Source organism: Jeotgalibacillus haloalkalitolerans (assembly GCF_034427455.1).
GTDB lineage: Bacteria > Bacillota > Bacilli > Bacillales > Jeotgalibacillaceae > Jeotgalibacillus > Jeotgalibacillus haloalkalitolerans.
In genome coordinates this window covers 882,907-900,331 of sequence record NZ_JAXQNN010000002.1, presented here as the reverse complement: position 1 = coordinate 900,331, position 17,425 = coordinate 882,907, and the positions used below count along the sequence as shown (strand labels likewise).

The following is a 17,425-nucleotide window of genomic DNA, read 5'->3' as shown; positions in this document are numbered from 1 at the left end:
AAAACCATGTGATAAACCATCAATCCCCATTTTGTTATCTTGCACCATCGCCCTGCAGCAGGGGTTACACGATGCACCTATAAAGATAGGAACAAAATGAGCAACTCATGTGTTCACAAAAGGCTGCATTATTTTACACAAAGAACATCATACAATTTATATAGCTGTCTGTCAATACTAATGACGAAATACGCTTTTGTTAAAATGAAAATTGAGATGTTAAACAGCCAAAAGATACAACATTTTTATGTGTAGGTTTTTGCTGCATTTTTTGCTGAAAAGTCTGTTATGAAATGCCGGGCAATACTATAGTAATCAAGATGCGCTATGCTATAATTAATATCTGTAAATATCTGAAAATTATATAACCAAATAGTTATATTTAATACATAAGAGACGAAGGTGAAAAAATGGATTCGCTGCAACTGTTTATGGACCGCTTTAAAGCCGGTGTATTTGATATTCTCGCACATTCCATGTCAGGTGAAAGCTCTATCAGACTCTGGTATCGTCAATTGTCAGCCCTTCTGAAAGAACAGTTTGAAGTGGAAGAAACCTTCTATTTTTATAAAAAGGGAGAACACTTATATGAATACAGTGAATCTTTGCAGCAGCAGGAAAAATTCGGTCAGGACATTGTCTATGAGGCAAGTACCAAGCCCTATTATATTCTTGAACATGATGAAGCGAGCCTGAAACGTGGAGATATACTGATTCCCTGCTATGAAAAGTCCGATCTGATGGGTTTTATTGCGATCAGACCTTTACCTGAAGCTCAGTGGGCAAAGGATCCTGTGATGGTAACCGTATTAGCGTGTGACACATCCGTACTGTATCAGAATGTCAGAAGAATGCTGATCACTGCCACTGAACGCAAAAGATATCATGAACTGTTTGACGTTACAAAAGCATTTAATTCGCATATGAATGTGTCCCAGGTACTTGCGAAAATTATCCATTCATTAGAAAATACATTTCCGTTTTATGCTTTTACATTGATACTTACTGATGAACAGGGTGTGGAAAAAGGTCTCCCAATTGAATATCTGGATTATCAGTCAGATAATGAAGCGCTCCTTCACGCGTTTGTCTCATCAGAAGTGACAATTGATGACCAGAGAGCAACCACAATTATGTACTCTCCGCTAAAAGGGAAGCAGGGGGTCTACGGTTTATTAAAAACAGAAGGAACAACCAATAAATCGCTAAAAAAGCATGAGATAGAATTTATCAAAGTTTTATCAACAACTGCCGGACATGCCCTTGAAAATGCAAAGCTGTATATGCAATCGAGACAGTTAATCAATGATTTAAAGTTAATTAATGATTTATCTCATGAATTAAATGCAAATTTGAATATGAAGGATATGATGAGTTACCTTGCAGACCAGATCAAAAAAGCATTGAATCCTGATGAAACAGGCTTTATCTGGGTTGAGAGTAATGACTGGCGTATCGTTGAGGGAAGCTCCGCGTTTTTTTCTACTGAAGAAGGGCGGATCTATATTGAAAACGTGAAGCAGCAGCTGCTTGAAGGAACAGATGGTGTATATATGTCAGACTGTGAGCTTGAGGCAGGCTACCACTCATTAATTGCTGTGCCGATGATTCACCATGATCAGTTAAAAGGATTTTGTATCGTGCTTCACCGGGATTCATATGCATTTACATTTGAAATGTATAAGCTGTTCAAATCAATCGTTCATCATTCAGCGCTTGCATTAGTCAACGCAATGCTCCGTGTGGAAATGCAGGAGATGATCAACCACGATCATATGACAGGTCTTTACGCAAGACATTACCTTGATCAATATGTGGAAGAGTCGATGGAAAAGGATGAAAAAGGCGTATTTATCTTAATTGATATTGATGATTTTAAAAAGGTAAATGACACGTTCGGCCATCAAAAAGGAGATCAGGTTATTATTCAGCTTGCGAAACACCTGAATTCCTTTAACAGGGATCACAGTGTCTGTGCGCGCTGGGGTGGTGAAGAGCTGGCGATGTATTTCAGCAACATGCCGTTACATGAGGGTGTCGCCTTAACAGAAGAACTCAGAAAAACCGTCCAGCATGCAACAGATCCTGAAATTACGATCTCATGTGGTGTGTCAAACTGGAACCGTAAAAAGCCTGATCTGATGATTAATCTTGTCAGAAGGGCGGACGTCGCTTTATATCAAGCTAAAAATGCCGGTAAAAATCAGGTCGTCTGCTTAAAGGGAGATGCGGACAAAATATTACATTAACAGGTAAGGACTGCTCACACGCAGTCCTTTTACTATTTTATAGACCCATTGAAATTATTACAAAATCAAGTAAAATAGGTGATGAAAGCGATTACAAAACAAGGGGAGCTTACAATGTCTACAGAGAAAAGAAGGTTTGAGACCGAGGTCATTCATAGTGGGTATGACTCAAAAAAATATGAAGGCTCACTGACGCCTCCGTTATTTCAGACATCAACCTATACGTTTAGTCATGCTGCTGAAGGAGAAAGACGGTTTGCGGGTGATGAAGAAGGTTATATTTATTCAAGACTTGGAAATCCGACGGTAAAAGTGCTTGAAGACCGGATGTCTGCAATTGAGGGTGGAGAAGCTTCATTAGCATTTGGATCAGGGATGGCTGCTGTTTCTGCAGTCCTGTTTTATCTGCTTAAATCAGGAGATCACATTGTATGTTCTAAAGGGGTATACGGATGCACATTTGGTCTGCTGGAGATGATGGAAGAAAAATTTGCAATCACACATGAATTTGCAGATCTGTCTTCAGAAGAAGCAGTGAAACAGTCAATCCTGCCAAACACTGCATGTATTTACGTGGAAACACCCATCAATCCTACAATGGAGATCATTGATCTTGAAGTCGTCTGCCGTGTGGCAAATGAAATGGGGATCCCGGTTGTTGTTGATAATACTTTCAGTTCACCTTATCTGCAAAACCCGCTGAAAATGGGAGCAGACTTTGTCCTGCATAGCGCTACGAAATATATCGGGGGGCATGGGGATGTGATTGGCGGCTTATTAGTTGCTAAGGCAGCTGAATCTATTACTGAAATCCGCATGACCACTCAAAAGGATATTGGCGGAATTATGTCACCATTTGATGCTTGGTTGCTGTTAAGAGGGTTAAAAACACTTGCTGTCCGAATGGATCGTCATTGTGATAATGCAGAAAAAATTGCCCATTATCTTAAAAAGCATCCGTTTGTCAGATCGATTTATTTTCCTGGCGACATAGATCATCCATCTTATGCGATCGCTGAGAAGCAGATGAACAGGTGGGGCGGGCTGATCTCATTTGATTTTAATGGTACTAAAGAATTGGCTCAGGCCTTTATGGATGAATTAAAGCTGATAAAAATTGCAGTCAGTCTTGGGGATGCAGAAACCTTAATTCAGCACCCTGCGACGATGACGCATTCCGTTGTGCCGGAAGCAACCAGGCAGGAGATGGGGATTAGCGATACCTTACTCAGGCTGTCAGTCGGGCTTGAATCATGGGAGGATATAAAAGAGGATCTTGATCAGGCCTTTTCGAAAATCGAGGAAAGTGCAGCGATGAAACAGGAAAGCTGAACATGATAAAGCCTCACGCGTCATGACGCGTGAGGCTATTTTTATAACAAAAAAGCATCCTCCGCTTTTCTGTTTAAATATATTCGCTTAAAATCTCAGCAAATGTCTCAAGTCCATTCTGATCCTCTTCATCAAAACGGTTTTTAATCGGGCTGTCGATATCAAGCACTCCGATCACTTCGCCGTTCTTTACTAAAGGTACCACAATTTCTGACTGTGAAGCTGCGTCGCATGCGATATGGCCCGGGAATGCGTGAACGTCTTCTACGCGCAGTGTTTTATTCTCACCAGCAGCGGTTCCGCACACACCTTTTCCAAGAGGGATTCTGACACAGGCAGGAAGCCCCTGAAATGGTCCAAGTACAAGCTCTCCATTTTCCATCAGATAGAAGCCTACCCAGTTTGTTTCATCAAGAAACTGGTTCAGTAAAGCAGAGGCATTACTAAGATTGGCAATCCGGTTGGGTTCACCCTCAAGCAATGCACGAAGCTGTTTGTGCACCATATTATATTGTTTTTCCTTACTGCCTTTATACGTTTCGACATTAAACATCGTATCACCCGCTTAATTGAATGGTTTTGTCCTTTATCATGCATAATTTGATGAACGCTTTTTAAAGGAAGGATGCCGTGGCACCCCGAAATAAATCATTAGAATAATACAGGTATAACACAGCATGGGACTTGAAGCAATTATTTGAAAGGGTGAGATAAAATGAACGGGCAGCGTGAAACAAAATCAGAAGTCATGACAACAGCAGTGGATCTGTTTTTTACCAAGGGGTTTCATGGTACAAGTATCAGGGATATTTCTGCTTCAGCAGGGGTCAATGTAGGGACGGTCTCATACTATTTTGCAGGAAAAAAAGGCTTGCTGGAAGAATGTCTGATTGCTTTTTTTGAACCCTATCTGAGTGTGCTTGAGCGGTCACTTAATGAAGGGAAGCGTCAAAATAAAAGTGCTGTCATGAGCGCTGCCTGTGAAGTGATCAGGTTTCAGCAGCAGCATCACCGTTTTGCCAGGTTCGCATGGCGTGAAATCACACTGGATCACCAGCTTATTAGAGAAATGACTGCCTGTTACTTAAGAAAAGAGCAGTACCTGTGGAAAATGCTCATGGCTGAAGATATTGAAAAGGGGTACAGCTTTAAACTGTCCCCTTCATTCTTTCTGATTCAGCTGAATTCAATGATTACCACACCGTTTTTACAAAGTCAGACGGTCAGGGAGCTGTGGCACATTAATACGGCAGATCCTTATTTTACGAAGCAGTATATTGAGACTGTTGAAACGTGGTTTAACAGTGTAACCTCGTGTTACGGCTTAAGTGCAATCAGTTGATCAGATCCCTGCATCATTCCTGAGGCTGTATGTGCGTCAGAACCATAAACAAGCCTGATACCCATCTGATGAGCAGCGGATGCGATCGCAGGTGAGGGGTACGTTTCCTGACAGTATGGTTTCACTGTTCCCGCACCATTATAATCAAGCTCCAAATCACGGGCTTTAATCACTTCAAGGAGCTTTTTAATCTCAGTTTCATGGGAAGAGAGTGCCGGATATAGACGCTGGAACTTCCTTGATAAAGTAATATGTCCAATCCGTGCCGGTTTATATGAACCCAGGTCAGCATGTACAGAACGGATGACTGTATCATAATATAGTGAGTGGACTGCATCTGCCGACCCTGTCAGATCGATTAACGCCTTAAATGCTTCAGGGCTGTAATCAAGACAGATATACTGACCGGATGCTTTTAGAAAATGAACAGACAGAATTGAATCATCAAGATGAGGACCATACTGATTCAAAAAGTCGCGGGTTTCCTTTTCAAACCCTTCAATATAATCTACTTCAAGACCTGTGTGGATGCGCAGGTCTTTTTTGTATTGGTGCTTTACTTTCTCAACATCTCTCAGATAGTTTTCGAGATCTGCCGGGTTCATTCCGCTGTCCTGTTCGGGAACGGGGTCATGAAAGCCCTGAGGCAGGGGCGCATGTTCAGTGAAGGTGATCTCTTTAAGCCCTGCTTCAATTGCTTTTTCAACATATAGTGTTAACGAATCCCCAGATCCATGTGGGCAATAGGGTGTATGGATATGTCCGTCTTTTACGATCATGATGACCAGTCCTTTCGCGCACGAAAAAAGTCGTGTCAAAAAATCAAGAAAAAACAAGAAATCTCATTTGTTACATGGTATCATAAAGTCAATACATTTTTCATATTGACATAGACATGGGCTGCTTGAACAGGAGGCATAAGATGGAGTACATAATTGGGTCCGTCCTTTTAATCATCATATTTATAATCACTGCTTTCGTTTTAAGGAAAAAGCAGTATAAAGAAGTAGATAAACTTGAAGAACAGAAGCTCGATATTCAGCACAGGCCTGTTCTGGAAGAAATGACAAAAGTAAAACAATTAAACATGAATGGACAAACGGAGGAACTCTTTGAAAAGTGGAGGGATTCCTGGAACAATATTGTTGATAAACAGCTGGCTGAAGTAGATAGTATGCTGTTTGACGCCGAGGAGTATATTGATAAGTTCCGCTTTGCAAAATCACGAAAAGTACGTGAGGAAATTGCTGTGGAATTGAATAAAGCTGAAGAGCATATGAATGAGATTCTGGCAGAGTTAGAAGAACTGATGGGAAGCGATGAAAAGAACCGTGAAGAAATTCAGGTTGTGGAAACAGACCATAAAGAAGCATCTTCACTTGTCAGAAACAGAAGGTCACAGTTCAGTAAAACAGCTGAGCCCATTGAACGTAAGATACAGGCATTAGAGCCTAAGCTTGATGAATACCACAGGCTCACAGAAGAAGGGAACTATCTTCAGGCAAGAGAAATCGTCATCTATCTGACGGCAGAAATGAATGAAATCAGTATGATGATCGAAGCAGCTCCGGACCTTGCTGATGACCTGCTTGATGAGCTTCCAAAGGATCTCAGTGACCTGAAAGAAGCGTGTAAAGAAATGAATGAACAGAAGTATCCGATTCACCATCTGAATCTTGAAGAACTGTGTCTTGATCTTGATAACAGGCTGAAAGAAGCTGAAAAGCACCTGATCAGACTTGAATTTGTGGAAGCGGAAGAGATCCGGGTAGCTGCTAAAAAAGAAATTGATCAGGCTTTTACTGCACTTGAAGAGGAAGTTCATGCAAGAACGGAACTGCCGGCAAGAATTGAAAGTGTGAAAAAGCTCCTTGGTGCTGTTAAAGACAGAAATAAAGAGCTGATCCGCGAAATGGATTACGTCCGTCAGGGTTACCAGCTTGACCAGCATGATCTGGACCTTCCGAAGGAAAAAGAAGAACAGCTGGAAGAGCTATCCCGTGAATTCGAACATCAGAACAAACAAATCGAAAAACAGCTGGAACCTTATTCATCTGTATTAACAGAAGTGAAAAAGGTCGAGACTCAGCTGACCCTGATAGATGGGGAGCATAAAAAATATGCAGCTGAGCTTGAACAGCTGAGAAGCGATGAGTTATCAGCCAGGGAACAGCAGGAATATCAGATTAAGGCTGTAAGAGATCAGGAAAAAACAGTTGATAGTGCAAACCTTCCCAAGATTCCAGAATTCTGGTTTCTTGAACGCAAGGATATCATCAGACAAATCGAAGCACTTGATTCATACCTTGCCGAGCGCCCAATGAACATGAAGGCGATCAATCAGCATACGATGACCACTGAAAAAATGATCGAAACATTTACAGAGAATACAGAAGAAATGATTCAGGCAGCTGAACAGGCTGAAAAAGTCATTCAGTATGGTAACAGATACAGAAGCCGTCATGAAACAGTTTTTATCGGTCTTAACGAGGCAGAACTGATGTTCAGAAACGGTGATTACCAGAATGCGCTTGAGCAGGCAGCAGAGTCAATCGAAAAAATTGAACCTGGTGCACTCAAAAAAATTGATGCGCTATGAAATAGAAGCAGTACGATCTCAAGCTGAGACGTACTGCTTCTTTATTTTGCCGCTATATTAATTTGTATACTTTGCCTGTGCGGCAGATCCTGTTGCAGAAGGAATTAACATTCCGATCAACCCGCCGGCAATCGCAGGTAGGATCCATCCAAGACTCTGATCCATGAGCGGGAGGAATGAAAAGACTGATGCAAGCGCTGTAAATCCTGCTGCAGCAAGTCCGTCACTGATCCCCAGAATAAGTGTCGGGATAATTGCTCCTACATATACAGCACGCTTCCCTTTAATCGTTTTATCAAGGAAAGACAAACTGATCAGAACAATCGTCATCGGATAAATCATCACAAGTACAGGAACTGACACTGCAATCAGTTGTGCAAGGCCGATATTTGCGACCATCATACTGAACACAGAGAAGATCAATACAAACAAACGATAAGATACTTTCGGGAATCTTCTTGAAAAATACGATGAAGTCGCAGAGACAAGTCCGATTGAAGTTGTCAGACACGCCGCTCCTATCGCGATTCCCAGAATAATTGCGCCTGATGGACCGTACAGGTAATTAGCTGCTGCTGACAGAAGAGCACCCCCATTATCCTGAACACCAACCGCATTTAAGCTTGTTGCACCAAGATAACTGAGTGATAAATAGACAGCACCAAGACCTGACGCTGCAATCAGACCGGCGAGAATGGCAGATCTTACCACCTGTCTGCGATCTGTCACGCCTTTGTTCTCTATTGCAGAAATAATGACAATAGCAAAGACTAAAGCAGCAATTGCATCAAGGGTTAGATAGCCCTCAAGGAATCCTGTGATAAACGGAGAGTCTGCGTACCCTCCTGTTGCCTGACCCGGTTCACCCATTGGATTAATAAACGCGCCGCCAACCAGTACTGCCAAAATAATAACAAGCGCAGGTGTCAGTATTTTTCCGATCCGGTCAACAAGCTTTGCCGGATTTAACGACAACCATGCTGTCACTGCAAAAAACAATATTGAAAATAATAGTAACGTCCATCCTCCTGCTGATTCCTGTGCTAAAAATGGCAAAATGCCAATCTCATAAGAAACAGTCGCAGTTCTCGGAATACCAAAGAACGGGCCGATTGCCAGGTACAGGATGATTGTAAAGATTATTCCGAAAATTGGGTGTACACGACTTGCCAGATCCAAAGGGCTGCCGCCTGACTTTGCAATGGCAATGACACCTAATAAAGGAAGTCCTACACCTGTCAGAAGAAATCCTGCAATCGCGATCCAGCTGCTATCACCCGACTGCTGTCCAAGCAGAGGCGGAAAGATCATATTTCCTGCACCAAGAAAAAGTGCAAAAAGCATAAGACCAATCGTGAAAACGCTACCAAGTGTTATTTTATTGCTATTCATAATACCCTCCACCGATGTTCTAAGTTTTTACCGCAACATCATATCATAGAAAAGTTGAAATTTGTCGAAAATAGCAAAAGTCTAAATACATAGAATATTGTGTATAATTAGCGTCTCAAAACTGCAAATAACATAAAGGGCAGAGATATGTTAGGATTAATTAGGTTTATTGAAAAGAAATCTACTGATTCATTTGACTTCGTCTTTCGATGAATTTTATTGAATATTTGAGCGTTTGATTGGAGGGGAGGACGGAGACTCCCACCCCAGGAAGGGACAGGTGAGGCCATGGCGAAGCCTGCGGGCTCAGCGCCGGGGGGCAGGAAAGCGCAGTCCTCCCCGGAAATCAATAGCGGTTATTATGAGCAATTCTTTAAACGGAAAGAGTGATCTCCATGATTTATCTGGATAATAGTGCAACGACGAAACCACATCCTGAAGTAGTTTCTTCATATATAAAGGTAAATGATCAGTTTTATGGCAATCCCTCATCCATTCACCGTTTTGGCGAGAAAGCTGCTTCCCTTTTTCAAAAAGCAAAGCAGCAATGCAGTGAGCTTTCAGGTCTGCCGGAAGGCAATGTGATTTTTACCTCGGGAGGGACAGAATCGAATAACCTGGCGATTAAAGGATCTGTTTATAAATTAGCAGATAGAGGAAAGCATTTAATTACAACTGTGATCGAACATCCCTCTGTGCTGGAAGTGTTTAAAGAGCTTGAAACAGAAGGATTTGATGTCACGTATTTACCGGTAGACAGGGCAGGTGTGATTTCTTTAGACGATTTGAAACAGGCACTTAGAAAAGATACGATTTTTGTTTCAATCATGTATGTAAACAATGAAATAGGAAGTATCCAGCCGATTAGAGAAGCGGGGAAGCTGATTAAAGTTCATTCCAATGCACGTTTTCATTCAGATGCGGTTCAGGCTTTTGGAAAAATGGCACCTGAATTTGAAATCCTGGATCTTTTGACTTTATCTGCCCATAAGTTTAACGGCTTAAAAGGATCGGGGCTGCTCGCTGTGAAAAAAGGTCTTGAACTGGTGCCGGAAATTGCCGGTGGTGGTCAGCAGGAGGGCGTCAGAAGCGGGACTGTGAATACTGCAGGGGCAGTTGCGCTTGCAAAAGCAATGCGTCTTGCGTCTGAACAGCAGGAAAAATCCTATCATACACTACAAACCTGCAACAGGATGTTAAGGACATTCTTTGAAGGCAGAGATGAGGTTAAGGTTATTTCCTCTAAAAGTGCAGCACCGCACATTTTATCTGTCACCGTTCCTAAGCTGACAGGTGAAGTTGTCGTTCATGCACTCGATCAAAAGGATGTATTTATTACAACCTCAAGTGCATGCTCTTCTAAATTAAATAAAAAAAGTCATGTGCTGAGTGCATGTGGCATTAATGACCGTGATATCAGAGGGGCTGTCAGAATCAGTCTCGGATCTGATCAGACGGTGGCAGAAATAAAAGAATTCATCAAGATCTGGCAGGACGTTATTCCGCCGTTACTGAAAGGAGTATAAAAAATGCAGATAGACAGGATTTTAATTCGCTACGGAGAGATTTCCACTAAAGGAAGAAATCGTAATAAATTTATCAAGCGGCTTCAGCAGAATATAAGTGATGCATGTTCTGATCTCAGTCCATTTCGTATTGAATCAGGAAGAGACAGAATGCATCTTGAACTGAATCATCCTGAAGAAGCGCAGCAGGTGATGGAGAGACTGGAGCTGATATTTGGTATACAGTCATTCAGTCCGGTCGTCAAATCCGGAAGAGAGCTGGAAGAAGTGAAGCAGCATGCAGTGCAGCTTGTTCAATCTGTCGCTTCAGAAGGAACTTTATTTAAGGTTCGAGCAAGAAGAGCTGATAAAAATTATCCGCTTGATACGAATGAACTGAATTATGAAATCGGGTCACACGTACTGAGACAGGTTCCCGGTTTAAAAGTTGAAATGAAAAAGCCGGAAGTTGAACTGACAGTAGAGGTAAGAAGTGAAGCGGTATACCTGTCAGCTCAGACGATTCAGGGTGCAGGTGGAATGCCGATCGGGTCAGGAAACAAAGCAGTACTGATGCTCTCAGGCGGTCTCGATAGTCCGGTAGCGGGTTATCAGATGATGAAAAGAGGCGTGGAATTAGAAGCAGTTCATTTTTTCAGTCCGCCATTCACAAGTGAGAAATCCAAAGAGAAGGTAATGCAGCTTGCTTCTGAGCTTGCGGGATTCTCCGGATCTGTCAAACTTCACATTGTTCCATTTACTAAAATACAGCAGACGATCCATCAGCAGGTGCCTGAAAATTACACAATGACTTCAACAAGAAGGCTGATGCTGCGTATTGCTGATGAAATTAAAAAGAAAACCGGTTCAAAAGCAATCGTCACCGGCGAAAGTCTTGGTCAGGTGGCAAGCCAGACATTAGAGAGTATGGAAGCAATCAATGCCGTAACAAATACGCCGGTCCTCAGACCGCTGATTGCATCTGATAAAACAGATATTATAGAAATTGCAAAAAAAATCGGCACATTTGAAACGTCAATTCTGCCTTATGAAGATTGCTGTACGATTTTTACACCTGCAGCGCCGAAAACAAGACCAAAAACAGAAAAGGTTGCTTTTTATGAGAGCTTTATCGATTTTGACGAGATGATCCGTCAATCTGTTGAAGAAATTGAAACGATCATTCTAAAGCCTGGTTATAAGCCGGATGACGTTGAAGATACCGACTTATTCTGATGATCTGCTTCAATTTTTAAAAAAAATGTCACTTAGGAACATTTACCATTAATAAGCCGTGTGTTATTGCACATTCTATATTCACAAGGAGGTGATAGCACATGGCAAACAGAAGCTCAAACCAGCTTGTTGTTCCAGGTGTAGAACAAGCTCTTGATCAGATGAAATACGAAATTGCTACTGAATTCGGCGTACAGCTTGGAGCTGACTCTACATCACGCGCAAACGGTTCAGTAGGAGGAGAAATCACTAAGCGTCTAGTTCAGATGGCTGAACAACAACTTAGCGGATTCCAGAAATAATAATGAAAGAACAGCAGGTGCTTAATTGAGTACCTGCTGTTTTTGCATTTTGCTGCTTGTATGAACCTCGAATAAGGGATTGCCTTGGTATATCTTCAGGAATTGGATCACCTTTGCTTTTATTCGTATAAGCTTTACATTTAATTCGATCAGCTGCTGGAAAAATTGCTAAACTTGAGGATTTATTGAACGGATGCGATTTTTTGTATCATCTTTATGAGTAATTGCGTCATGTCTCTTCGTTATTAAATCACCTCTACCCTTAATTGAAGACTTCGTCAGATCTCTCACTCCCACATTCCTTTCATTCATTAAATAGTTCGCTTTGTTAAAGTCCATAGTTGTTTCTGCTCAGCTGTTGATTGCAGCGTAAGGGGACGGCTCGCAGGAAGGGACGTGTGAGGCCTAGGCGAAGCCTGTGGGCTTACCACCCGGCCGCTGAAAGCGTCCCCCTGAAGCGGAGATCAACAGCCAACTTTAAAACAGCCAAATATTTAAAGTCCAAACACTTCATATTTCGAAACGTTTTTTGTACACTGAGAGTAAATGTGTCGAGAAAAGAGGGGTTTATGGTATGCTGCAGCTTTTTAAGAATGGAACAATTTACACAATGGAACAAGAAGGCGTTACAGCAGAAGCGGTTTTAACTAGCAACGGTAAAATTAAAGCAGTCGGATCTGAAGAAGAATGTTTGGCTTCTGCCGGAAATGAGCAGGTGACAACGGTTGATCTGAATGGAAAAACGATGTTCCCGGGCTTTGTCGATAGCCACTTACATATTGTCGGAGTAGGTGAAACCCTGCTCAGACTCGATTTATCTGAAATGAAATCGAAGCAGGAAGTCATTGATGCCGTAGCAAAAAAAGCGCGCGAATTGCCTAAAGGCGAGTGGATCCAGGGAGACGGCTGGAATGAGAATCAATGGGAGGATGCTTCTGTACCGACTGCAGCAGAGCTTGACGCAGTCGCACCGGATCATCCGGTTGTTTTAAAAAGAATTTGCAGACACGCAGTGGTCGTCAATTCATTTGCATTATTTCTGGCGCGAATTGATGAGCAGACGCCGGATCCCGAAGGTGGCGTGATTGAACACATAAATGGAAACCTTACAGGCCAGCTGAAGGATACGGCTCAGGATTTAATGATTCCTGCACTTCCGCCAATTGAAGATGAATATATACAAAAAGCTTTAAAAACTGCACTTGAACATGCATGGTCACTTGGATTAACGGGCGGTCATACAGAAGATTTAAGTTATTATGGTGATTTTACGCGGACGTATCGTGCTTTTCAAAAAGTCATCGAGGAGGATGGACGTCCATTCAGGGCCCATCTGTTAGTTCATCACCATGTGATTGAAGACTGGCACAGGCAGGGACATTCATTCTTATCAGGCTCTCGTTATGTTGAGTTTGGTGCAATGAAGATATTTGCTGACGGTGCACTCGGCGGCCGGACAGCCCTGCTTAAAAATGGTTATGCTGATGCACCGGGTGAGAAGGGTGTAGCGATTCATACCCCGGAGAAATTAAAACAGCTTGTATGGAAAGCAAGACAATATGATATGGCGGTTGCAGTGCATACGATCGGTGATCAGGCGTTTGAATATATGCTTGACGCAATCGAAGCGTATCCATCTAATGGGGAACGGGACAGACTGATTCACGCTCAGATCCTGGATGAGGAACTCATTCAGCGTGCTGAAAAACTGCCGATTGTGCTTGATATTCAGCCAAGGTTTGTCCCTTCTGATTTCCCATGGGTACAGGACCGGATTGGAAAAGACCGTATGAAATGGAACTATGCGTGGAAAACACTGATGGACAGAGGGATTGCGTGTGCCGGTGGTTCTGATGCACCAATCGAACCTGTTGATCCGCTTCTTGGTATTCACGCCGCTGTCACAAGAACGAAGCCTGAAGATCCGGATAAAACAGTGTACGGTGAAAGTGAAAAACTGAGTATGTATGAAGGCATTTCATTATTTACGAAATGCAGTGCCTATGCCTGCCACCATGAACATGACCGCGGAATGATCAAACCGGGATTTGCAGCGGACTTCACAGTACTGGAATCAAATCCGTTTAAAGAGGATCCTGATCAGCTGTTGACAATGAAGGTGGAACGGACAATTGTTGATGGAAAAACGGTTTATAAAAGAAATGGAGAATAAAAACCGCTGAGTCTTTCCGTTCAGGACTCCGCTTTCCTGCCCCCGGCTAGTGAGCCTTTTCCGGGGAGGGAGTCTGCCTCCTGAACTCCAAAGATCAGCTTAGTATGTGAATGACATATTTCCTGCTGATTAATGGTGCGTAACAATAATCGAAAGCAATGACATTAGAAGATTAAATAGAACACAGCGCATAAAGTCATTAGTGGTGATTGTGTCGAATTATTTATCCTTTTGTCAAAATTCATTGTTGTTTTTGCACAGCTGATGATTGGAGCGTAAGGGGGCGGCTCGGGAAAGGGACAGATGAAACCGGGCATGGCGAAGCCTGCGGGTTCAGCGCCCGGCCGAGGAAAGCGTCCCTCTGAAGCGGGAATCAGCAGCCAACTTTGAAACAGCAATTATTTACGAAAGAACGGGGCGGTGGAATGGAAAACGAAGAAAGATTAGGCATCATCTATACTGCCCTAGCATACACACTATGGGGATTGCTCCCGGTATACTGGAAGTTTGTTCAGCACGTTCCGGCAGATGAGATCCTGGCAAACCGGATTTTCTGGTCATTCTGGTTTATGCTCGTATTGCTCATTGCCATGAGGCAGTTTGGTCACTTTAAGAAGGAGGCATTATCTCTTTTTAAGCGGCCAAAATTGTTAGGGGCACTGATCGCAGCCTCTATTCTGATCAGTATTAACTGGTTTGTTTACATATGGGCAGTCAATTCAGAGCAGATGGTTGAAGCAAGTCTTGGGTATTATATTAATCCGCTTGTTTCTGTGCTGCTTGGTGTTTTTGTATTAAAAGAAGTGCTATCGAAAGCGCAGGTTTTATCATTTATTTTAGCGTTAGTTGGTGTGTTGATTTTAACAATATCCTATGGGAGTTTTCCGTGGATTGCGTTTGCGCTTGCATTTTCATTCGGGTTTTATGGGCTCGTGAAGAAAATGCTGCGCGTGAATGCAGCGATTGGGCTGACGCTTGAGACGCTGACGATTATGCCGGTTGCCCTGATTTATCTTGGCTATCTGCAGGGTTCAGGTAATATGGCGCTGTTTCATGTGTCACTCACAACAGACGTGCTGCTGGTTGGGGCAGGTGCAGCTACCGCTATCCCGCTGCTATTGTTTGCAAATGGAGCGCAGCGGATCCCGCTGTTTATGGTCGGTTTTCTGCAGTATATCGCTCCTACACTTACCCTGATTCTCGGTGTTTTCCTATATGGGGAACCCTTCAGTGCGGTTGATTTAATTTCCTTTGTTTTTATCTGGCTCAGTCTGACAGTCTTTACTTTATCAAGAATGAGAATTGCAAGGAAAGCCAGAATATAAAAAGCTGCGGAGCTCCGCAGCTTATCTTTTATAGGAAAGTTCTCTTTACTTTTTCCCAGAATGAGTTGTCTTTCAGTTTGACAGTTTTGACGATGTTTTCACTTAATGCAAGATCCACGTGCTGAACATGGCTGATCCCAAGCGCTTCATTATCAAGTCCCATCACAGGATAATCATTTCCATCCTGCGTGACAGTCAGTCGGAGCTTGCGCTGGCCGCTCAGGATAAATGATGAGCCAAGCGTACGGAAACGGTTGCTGTTCACAGAAGCAAGCTCACTTACCTGCATGCATGGCAGCATCGGATCCACTACTGCGCCGCCAACAGATTTGTTGTAAGCAGAGCTGCCGGTCGGCGTTGAAATAATCATACCGTCACCGCGGAACGTTTCAAAATGCAGGTCATCAATATGTACATCCATTACAAATGTTTTGATGATCCCTGAACGGATGCTGAATTCATTGAGGCAAAGAAAGCTTGTCTCATCATCCACTGTTACCTCAATTGTCGGGTATTTCCGGACTTCGATCTGATCTTGTGTCATGGCGTCAATCATAGACGAGACGTCATCTACATGGAAATCACAGTACAGACTCTTTTTGCCTGAGTCTGATACACCTGCATACAGGCAGTCCTGTCTGAAGCCGGTTTTTCTGACAGCCTGAAGAAATGCACCGTCACCGCCGAGACTGACAATAATATTTGCTTTTTTATAATCCTGAACGACATTGAACTGATAACGCTCTGCCAATTCTTCAAGCATACGTAAATGTTCTTTAGCCTGTTCAGTTTTGCGGGCATAAAAATAAATATTTCTTCTTTCAGACATATGAATCCCTCCAGCATTTTCATGAATGTTGTGAAAATAAATCATATAAAAAGATTGATTAAAGTGTATCATGAAATGAAACATATCTGAAAGAAGAACGTATAGACAAGAGAGATTATACAGGAGGTTTTAATAATGAATACTAAAAGATGGATTGCGCTCGGTATTGCAGGCGTGCTGTTTATCGTATCAGCCGGCATCAACTTTGCAACTGCAGCACTCTCAACAAATTTTGATGAAATGTTTGCTTCTTTTGAAACAACAGGCGGCCTGTCTGAAGAAGTGATTGAATCAGGCAGCACGACTGACAGGATCGCTGTGATTGACCTGAATGGTACGATTCAGGATACAGGTGAAACTGGAGGGTTACTTGGGGCAGCAGGTTATAATCATTCACACTTTATGGACCAGCTGAACCAGGTGAAAGAAGACGGGACGATTAAAGGCGTCGTGCTGAGTGTGAATACACCAGGTGGAGGCGTCGTTGAAAGTGCCCAGATACACGATAAAATTCTCGAAATCCAGGAAGCCGGTAAAACTGTATACGTTTCAATGGGTGCTCAGGCAACATCAGGTGGTTATTACGTAGCAGCACCAGCCGATAAAATTTATGCGAGCAGAGAAACAATGACCGGTTCACTTGGTGTCATTCTGCAAAGCATTAATTTCGGGGAACTTGCTGATAATTACGGCGTTGAATTCGTCACAGTAACTTCCGGGGAATTTAAAGATATGCTGAATCCGGCAGAAGAAGTCCGTGAAGAAGACCTTGAGATTGTCCGGAGTATATTGAATGACTCTTATGATGGATTTGTTGACGTGATTGCAAACGGGCGGGATCTTCCTGAAGACCGTGTCAGGGAAATTGCTGACGGACGTATTTATAATGGTGTTCAGGCACTTGAGCTTGACTTGATTGATGAATTTGGATACGAAGAAGACGTGATCAGTGCGATCAAAACAGACCTTGATATGGAAAATGCATCTGTGATTCATTACGGCATGCCGAATGATTTGAGCTCACTGCTGTCACTGCAGGTACAAAAAACATTTGGCGGTCTTGAAGGTCAGATTCTTTCAGAAGTGATGAGTCACACCGGCGGACCACGTCCGATGTACTTATACGCTGATTAAAAGGAGG

The 17,425-nt window shown here is 42.7% G+C and carries 14 protein-coding genes; 10 read left to right on the top strand and 4 right to left on the bottom strand.

Annotation, left to right across the window (positions count from 1 at the left end; genetic code table 11):
* Nucleotides 1-410 precede the first annotated feature (410 nt).
* Both UFB30_RS09570 and megL read left to right on the top strand, forming a co-directional pair.
* Complete coding sequence (locus UFB30_RS09570) at nucleotides 411-2,249, top strand: sensor domain-containing diguanylate cyclase (protein WP_322421441.1); 1,839 nt, start codon at nucleotides 411-413, stop codon at nucleotides 2,247-2,249.
* A gap of 114 nt (nucleotides 2,250-2,363) precedes the next feature.
* Nucleotides 2,364-3,581 carry a methionine gamma-lyase gene (gene megL, locus UFB30_RS09565; RefSeq protein ID WP_322421440.1) on the top strand — a complete coding sequence of 406 codons (1,218 nt, stop codon included), beginning with the start codon at nucleotides 2,364-2,366 and terminating at the stop codon, nucleotides 3,579-3,581.
* A gap of 73 nt (nucleotides 3,582-3,654) precedes the next feature.
* Here the strand turns inward: megL and UFB30_RS09560 are convergent, their stop codons facing one another.
* On the bottom strand, nucleotides 3,655-4,134 hold the full coding sequence (locus tag UFB30_RS09560; RefSeq protein WP_322421439.1) for a GAF domain-containing protein: 480 nt from the start codon (nucleotides 4,132-4,134) through the stop codon (nucleotides 3,655-3,657).
* 162 nt (nucleotides 4,135-4,296) lie between these two features.
* Between UFB30_RS09560 and refZ the strand changes: the two genes are divergently transcribed.
* Nucleotides 4,297-4,923, top strand: coding sequence for a forespore capture DNA-binding protein RefZ (gene refZ / locus UFB30_RS09555; RefSeq protein WP_322421438.1), 627 nt, complete (start codon nucleotides 4,297-4,299; stop codon nucleotides 4,921-4,923).
* Here the strand turns inward: refZ and hisJ are convergent.
* Entirely contained in the window at nucleotides 4,899-5,702 is an 804-nt protein-coding gene (gene hisJ, locus UFB30_RS09550; protein ID WP_322421437.1) for a histidinol-phosphatase HisJ, read from the bottom strand. The two genes, refZ and hisJ, sit on opposite strands and share 25 nt — an antisense overlap.
* Nucleotides 5,703-5,845: 143 nt before the next feature.
* Here hisJ and UFB30_RS09545 point away from each other — a divergent pair, with 143 nt between their 5' ends.
* Nucleotides 5,846-7,522, top strand: coding sequence for a septation ring formation regulator EzrA (locus UFB30_RS09545; protein ID WP_322421436.1), 1,677 nt, complete (start codon nucleotides 5,846-5,848; stop codon nucleotides 7,520-7,522).
* Nucleotides 7,523-7,579: 57 nt separating this feature from the next.
* Here the strand turns inward: UFB30_RS09545 and brnQ are convergent, their stop codons facing one another.
* Complete coding sequence (gene brnQ, locus UFB30_RS09540; RefSeq protein WP_322421435.1) at nucleotides 7,580-8,914, bottom strand: branched-chain amino acid transport system II carrier protein; 1,335 nt, start codon at nucleotides 8,912-8,914, stop codon at nucleotides 7,580-7,582.
* 395 nt (nucleotides 8,915-9,309) lie between these two features.
* Here brnQ and UFB30_RS09535 point away from each other — a divergent pair, with 395 nt between their 5' ends.
* The 5 genes from UFB30_RS09535 (at nucleotide 9,310) to rarD (ending at nucleotide 15,455) form a co-directional block, all read left to right on the top strand.
* The gene (locus tag UFB30_RS09535; RefSeq protein WP_322421434.1) at nucleotides 9,310-10,440 is read left to right on the top strand and encodes a cysteine desulfurase family protein; all 1,131 of its coding nucleotides are present in this window, start codon (nucleotides 9,310-9,312) and stop codon (nucleotides 10,438-10,440) included.
* A gap of 3 nt (nucleotides 10,441-10,443) precedes the next feature.
* On the top strand, nucleotides 10,444-11,655 hold the full coding sequence (gene thiI / locus UFB30_RS09530; RefSeq protein ID WP_322421433.1) for a tRNA uracil 4-sulfurtransferase ThiI: 1,212 nt from the start codon (nucleotides 10,444-10,446) through the stop codon (nucleotides 11,653-11,655).
* A gap of 101 nt (nucleotides 11,656-11,756) precedes the next feature.
* The gene (locus tag UFB30_RS09525; RefSeq protein ID WP_322421432.1) at nucleotides 11,757-11,957 is read left to right on the top strand and encodes an alpha/beta-type small acid-soluble spore protein; all 201 of its coding nucleotides are present in this window, start codon (nucleotides 11,757-11,759) and stop codon (nucleotides 11,955-11,957) included.
* A gap of 574 nt (nucleotides 11,958-12,531) precedes the next feature.
* Nucleotides 12,532-14,130 carry an amidohydrolase gene (locus UFB30_RS09520; protein WP_322421431.1) on the top strand — a complete coding sequence of 533 codons (1,599 nt, stop codon included), beginning with the start codon at nucleotides 12,532-12,534 and terminating at the stop codon, nucleotides 14,128-14,130.
* Between the two features lie 386 nt (nucleotides 14,131-14,516).
* Entirely contained in the window at nucleotides 14,517-15,455 is a 939-nt protein-coding gene (gene rarD / locus UFB30_RS09515; protein WP_322421430.1) for an EamA family transporter RarD, read from the top strand.
* Between the two features lie 28 nt (nucleotides 15,456-15,483).
* Here rarD and UFB30_RS09510 read toward each other — a convergent pair whose 3' ends face one another.
* Entirely contained in the window at nucleotides 15,484-16,284 is an 801-nt protein-coding gene (locus UFB30_RS09510) for an NAD kinase (protein WP_322421429.1), read from the bottom strand.
* A 135-nt stretch (nucleotides 16,285-16,419) separates the two neighbouring features.
* On the opposite strand from UFB30_RS09510, the gene sppA reads away from it, so the two are divergent.
* On the top strand, nucleotides 16,420-17,418 hold the full coding sequence (gene sppA, locus UFB30_RS09505) for a signal peptide peptidase SppA (protein ID WP_322421428.1): 999 nt from the start codon (nucleotides 16,420-16,422) through the stop codon (nucleotides 17,416-17,418).
* Nucleotides 17,419-17,425: the final 7 nt, after the last annotated feature.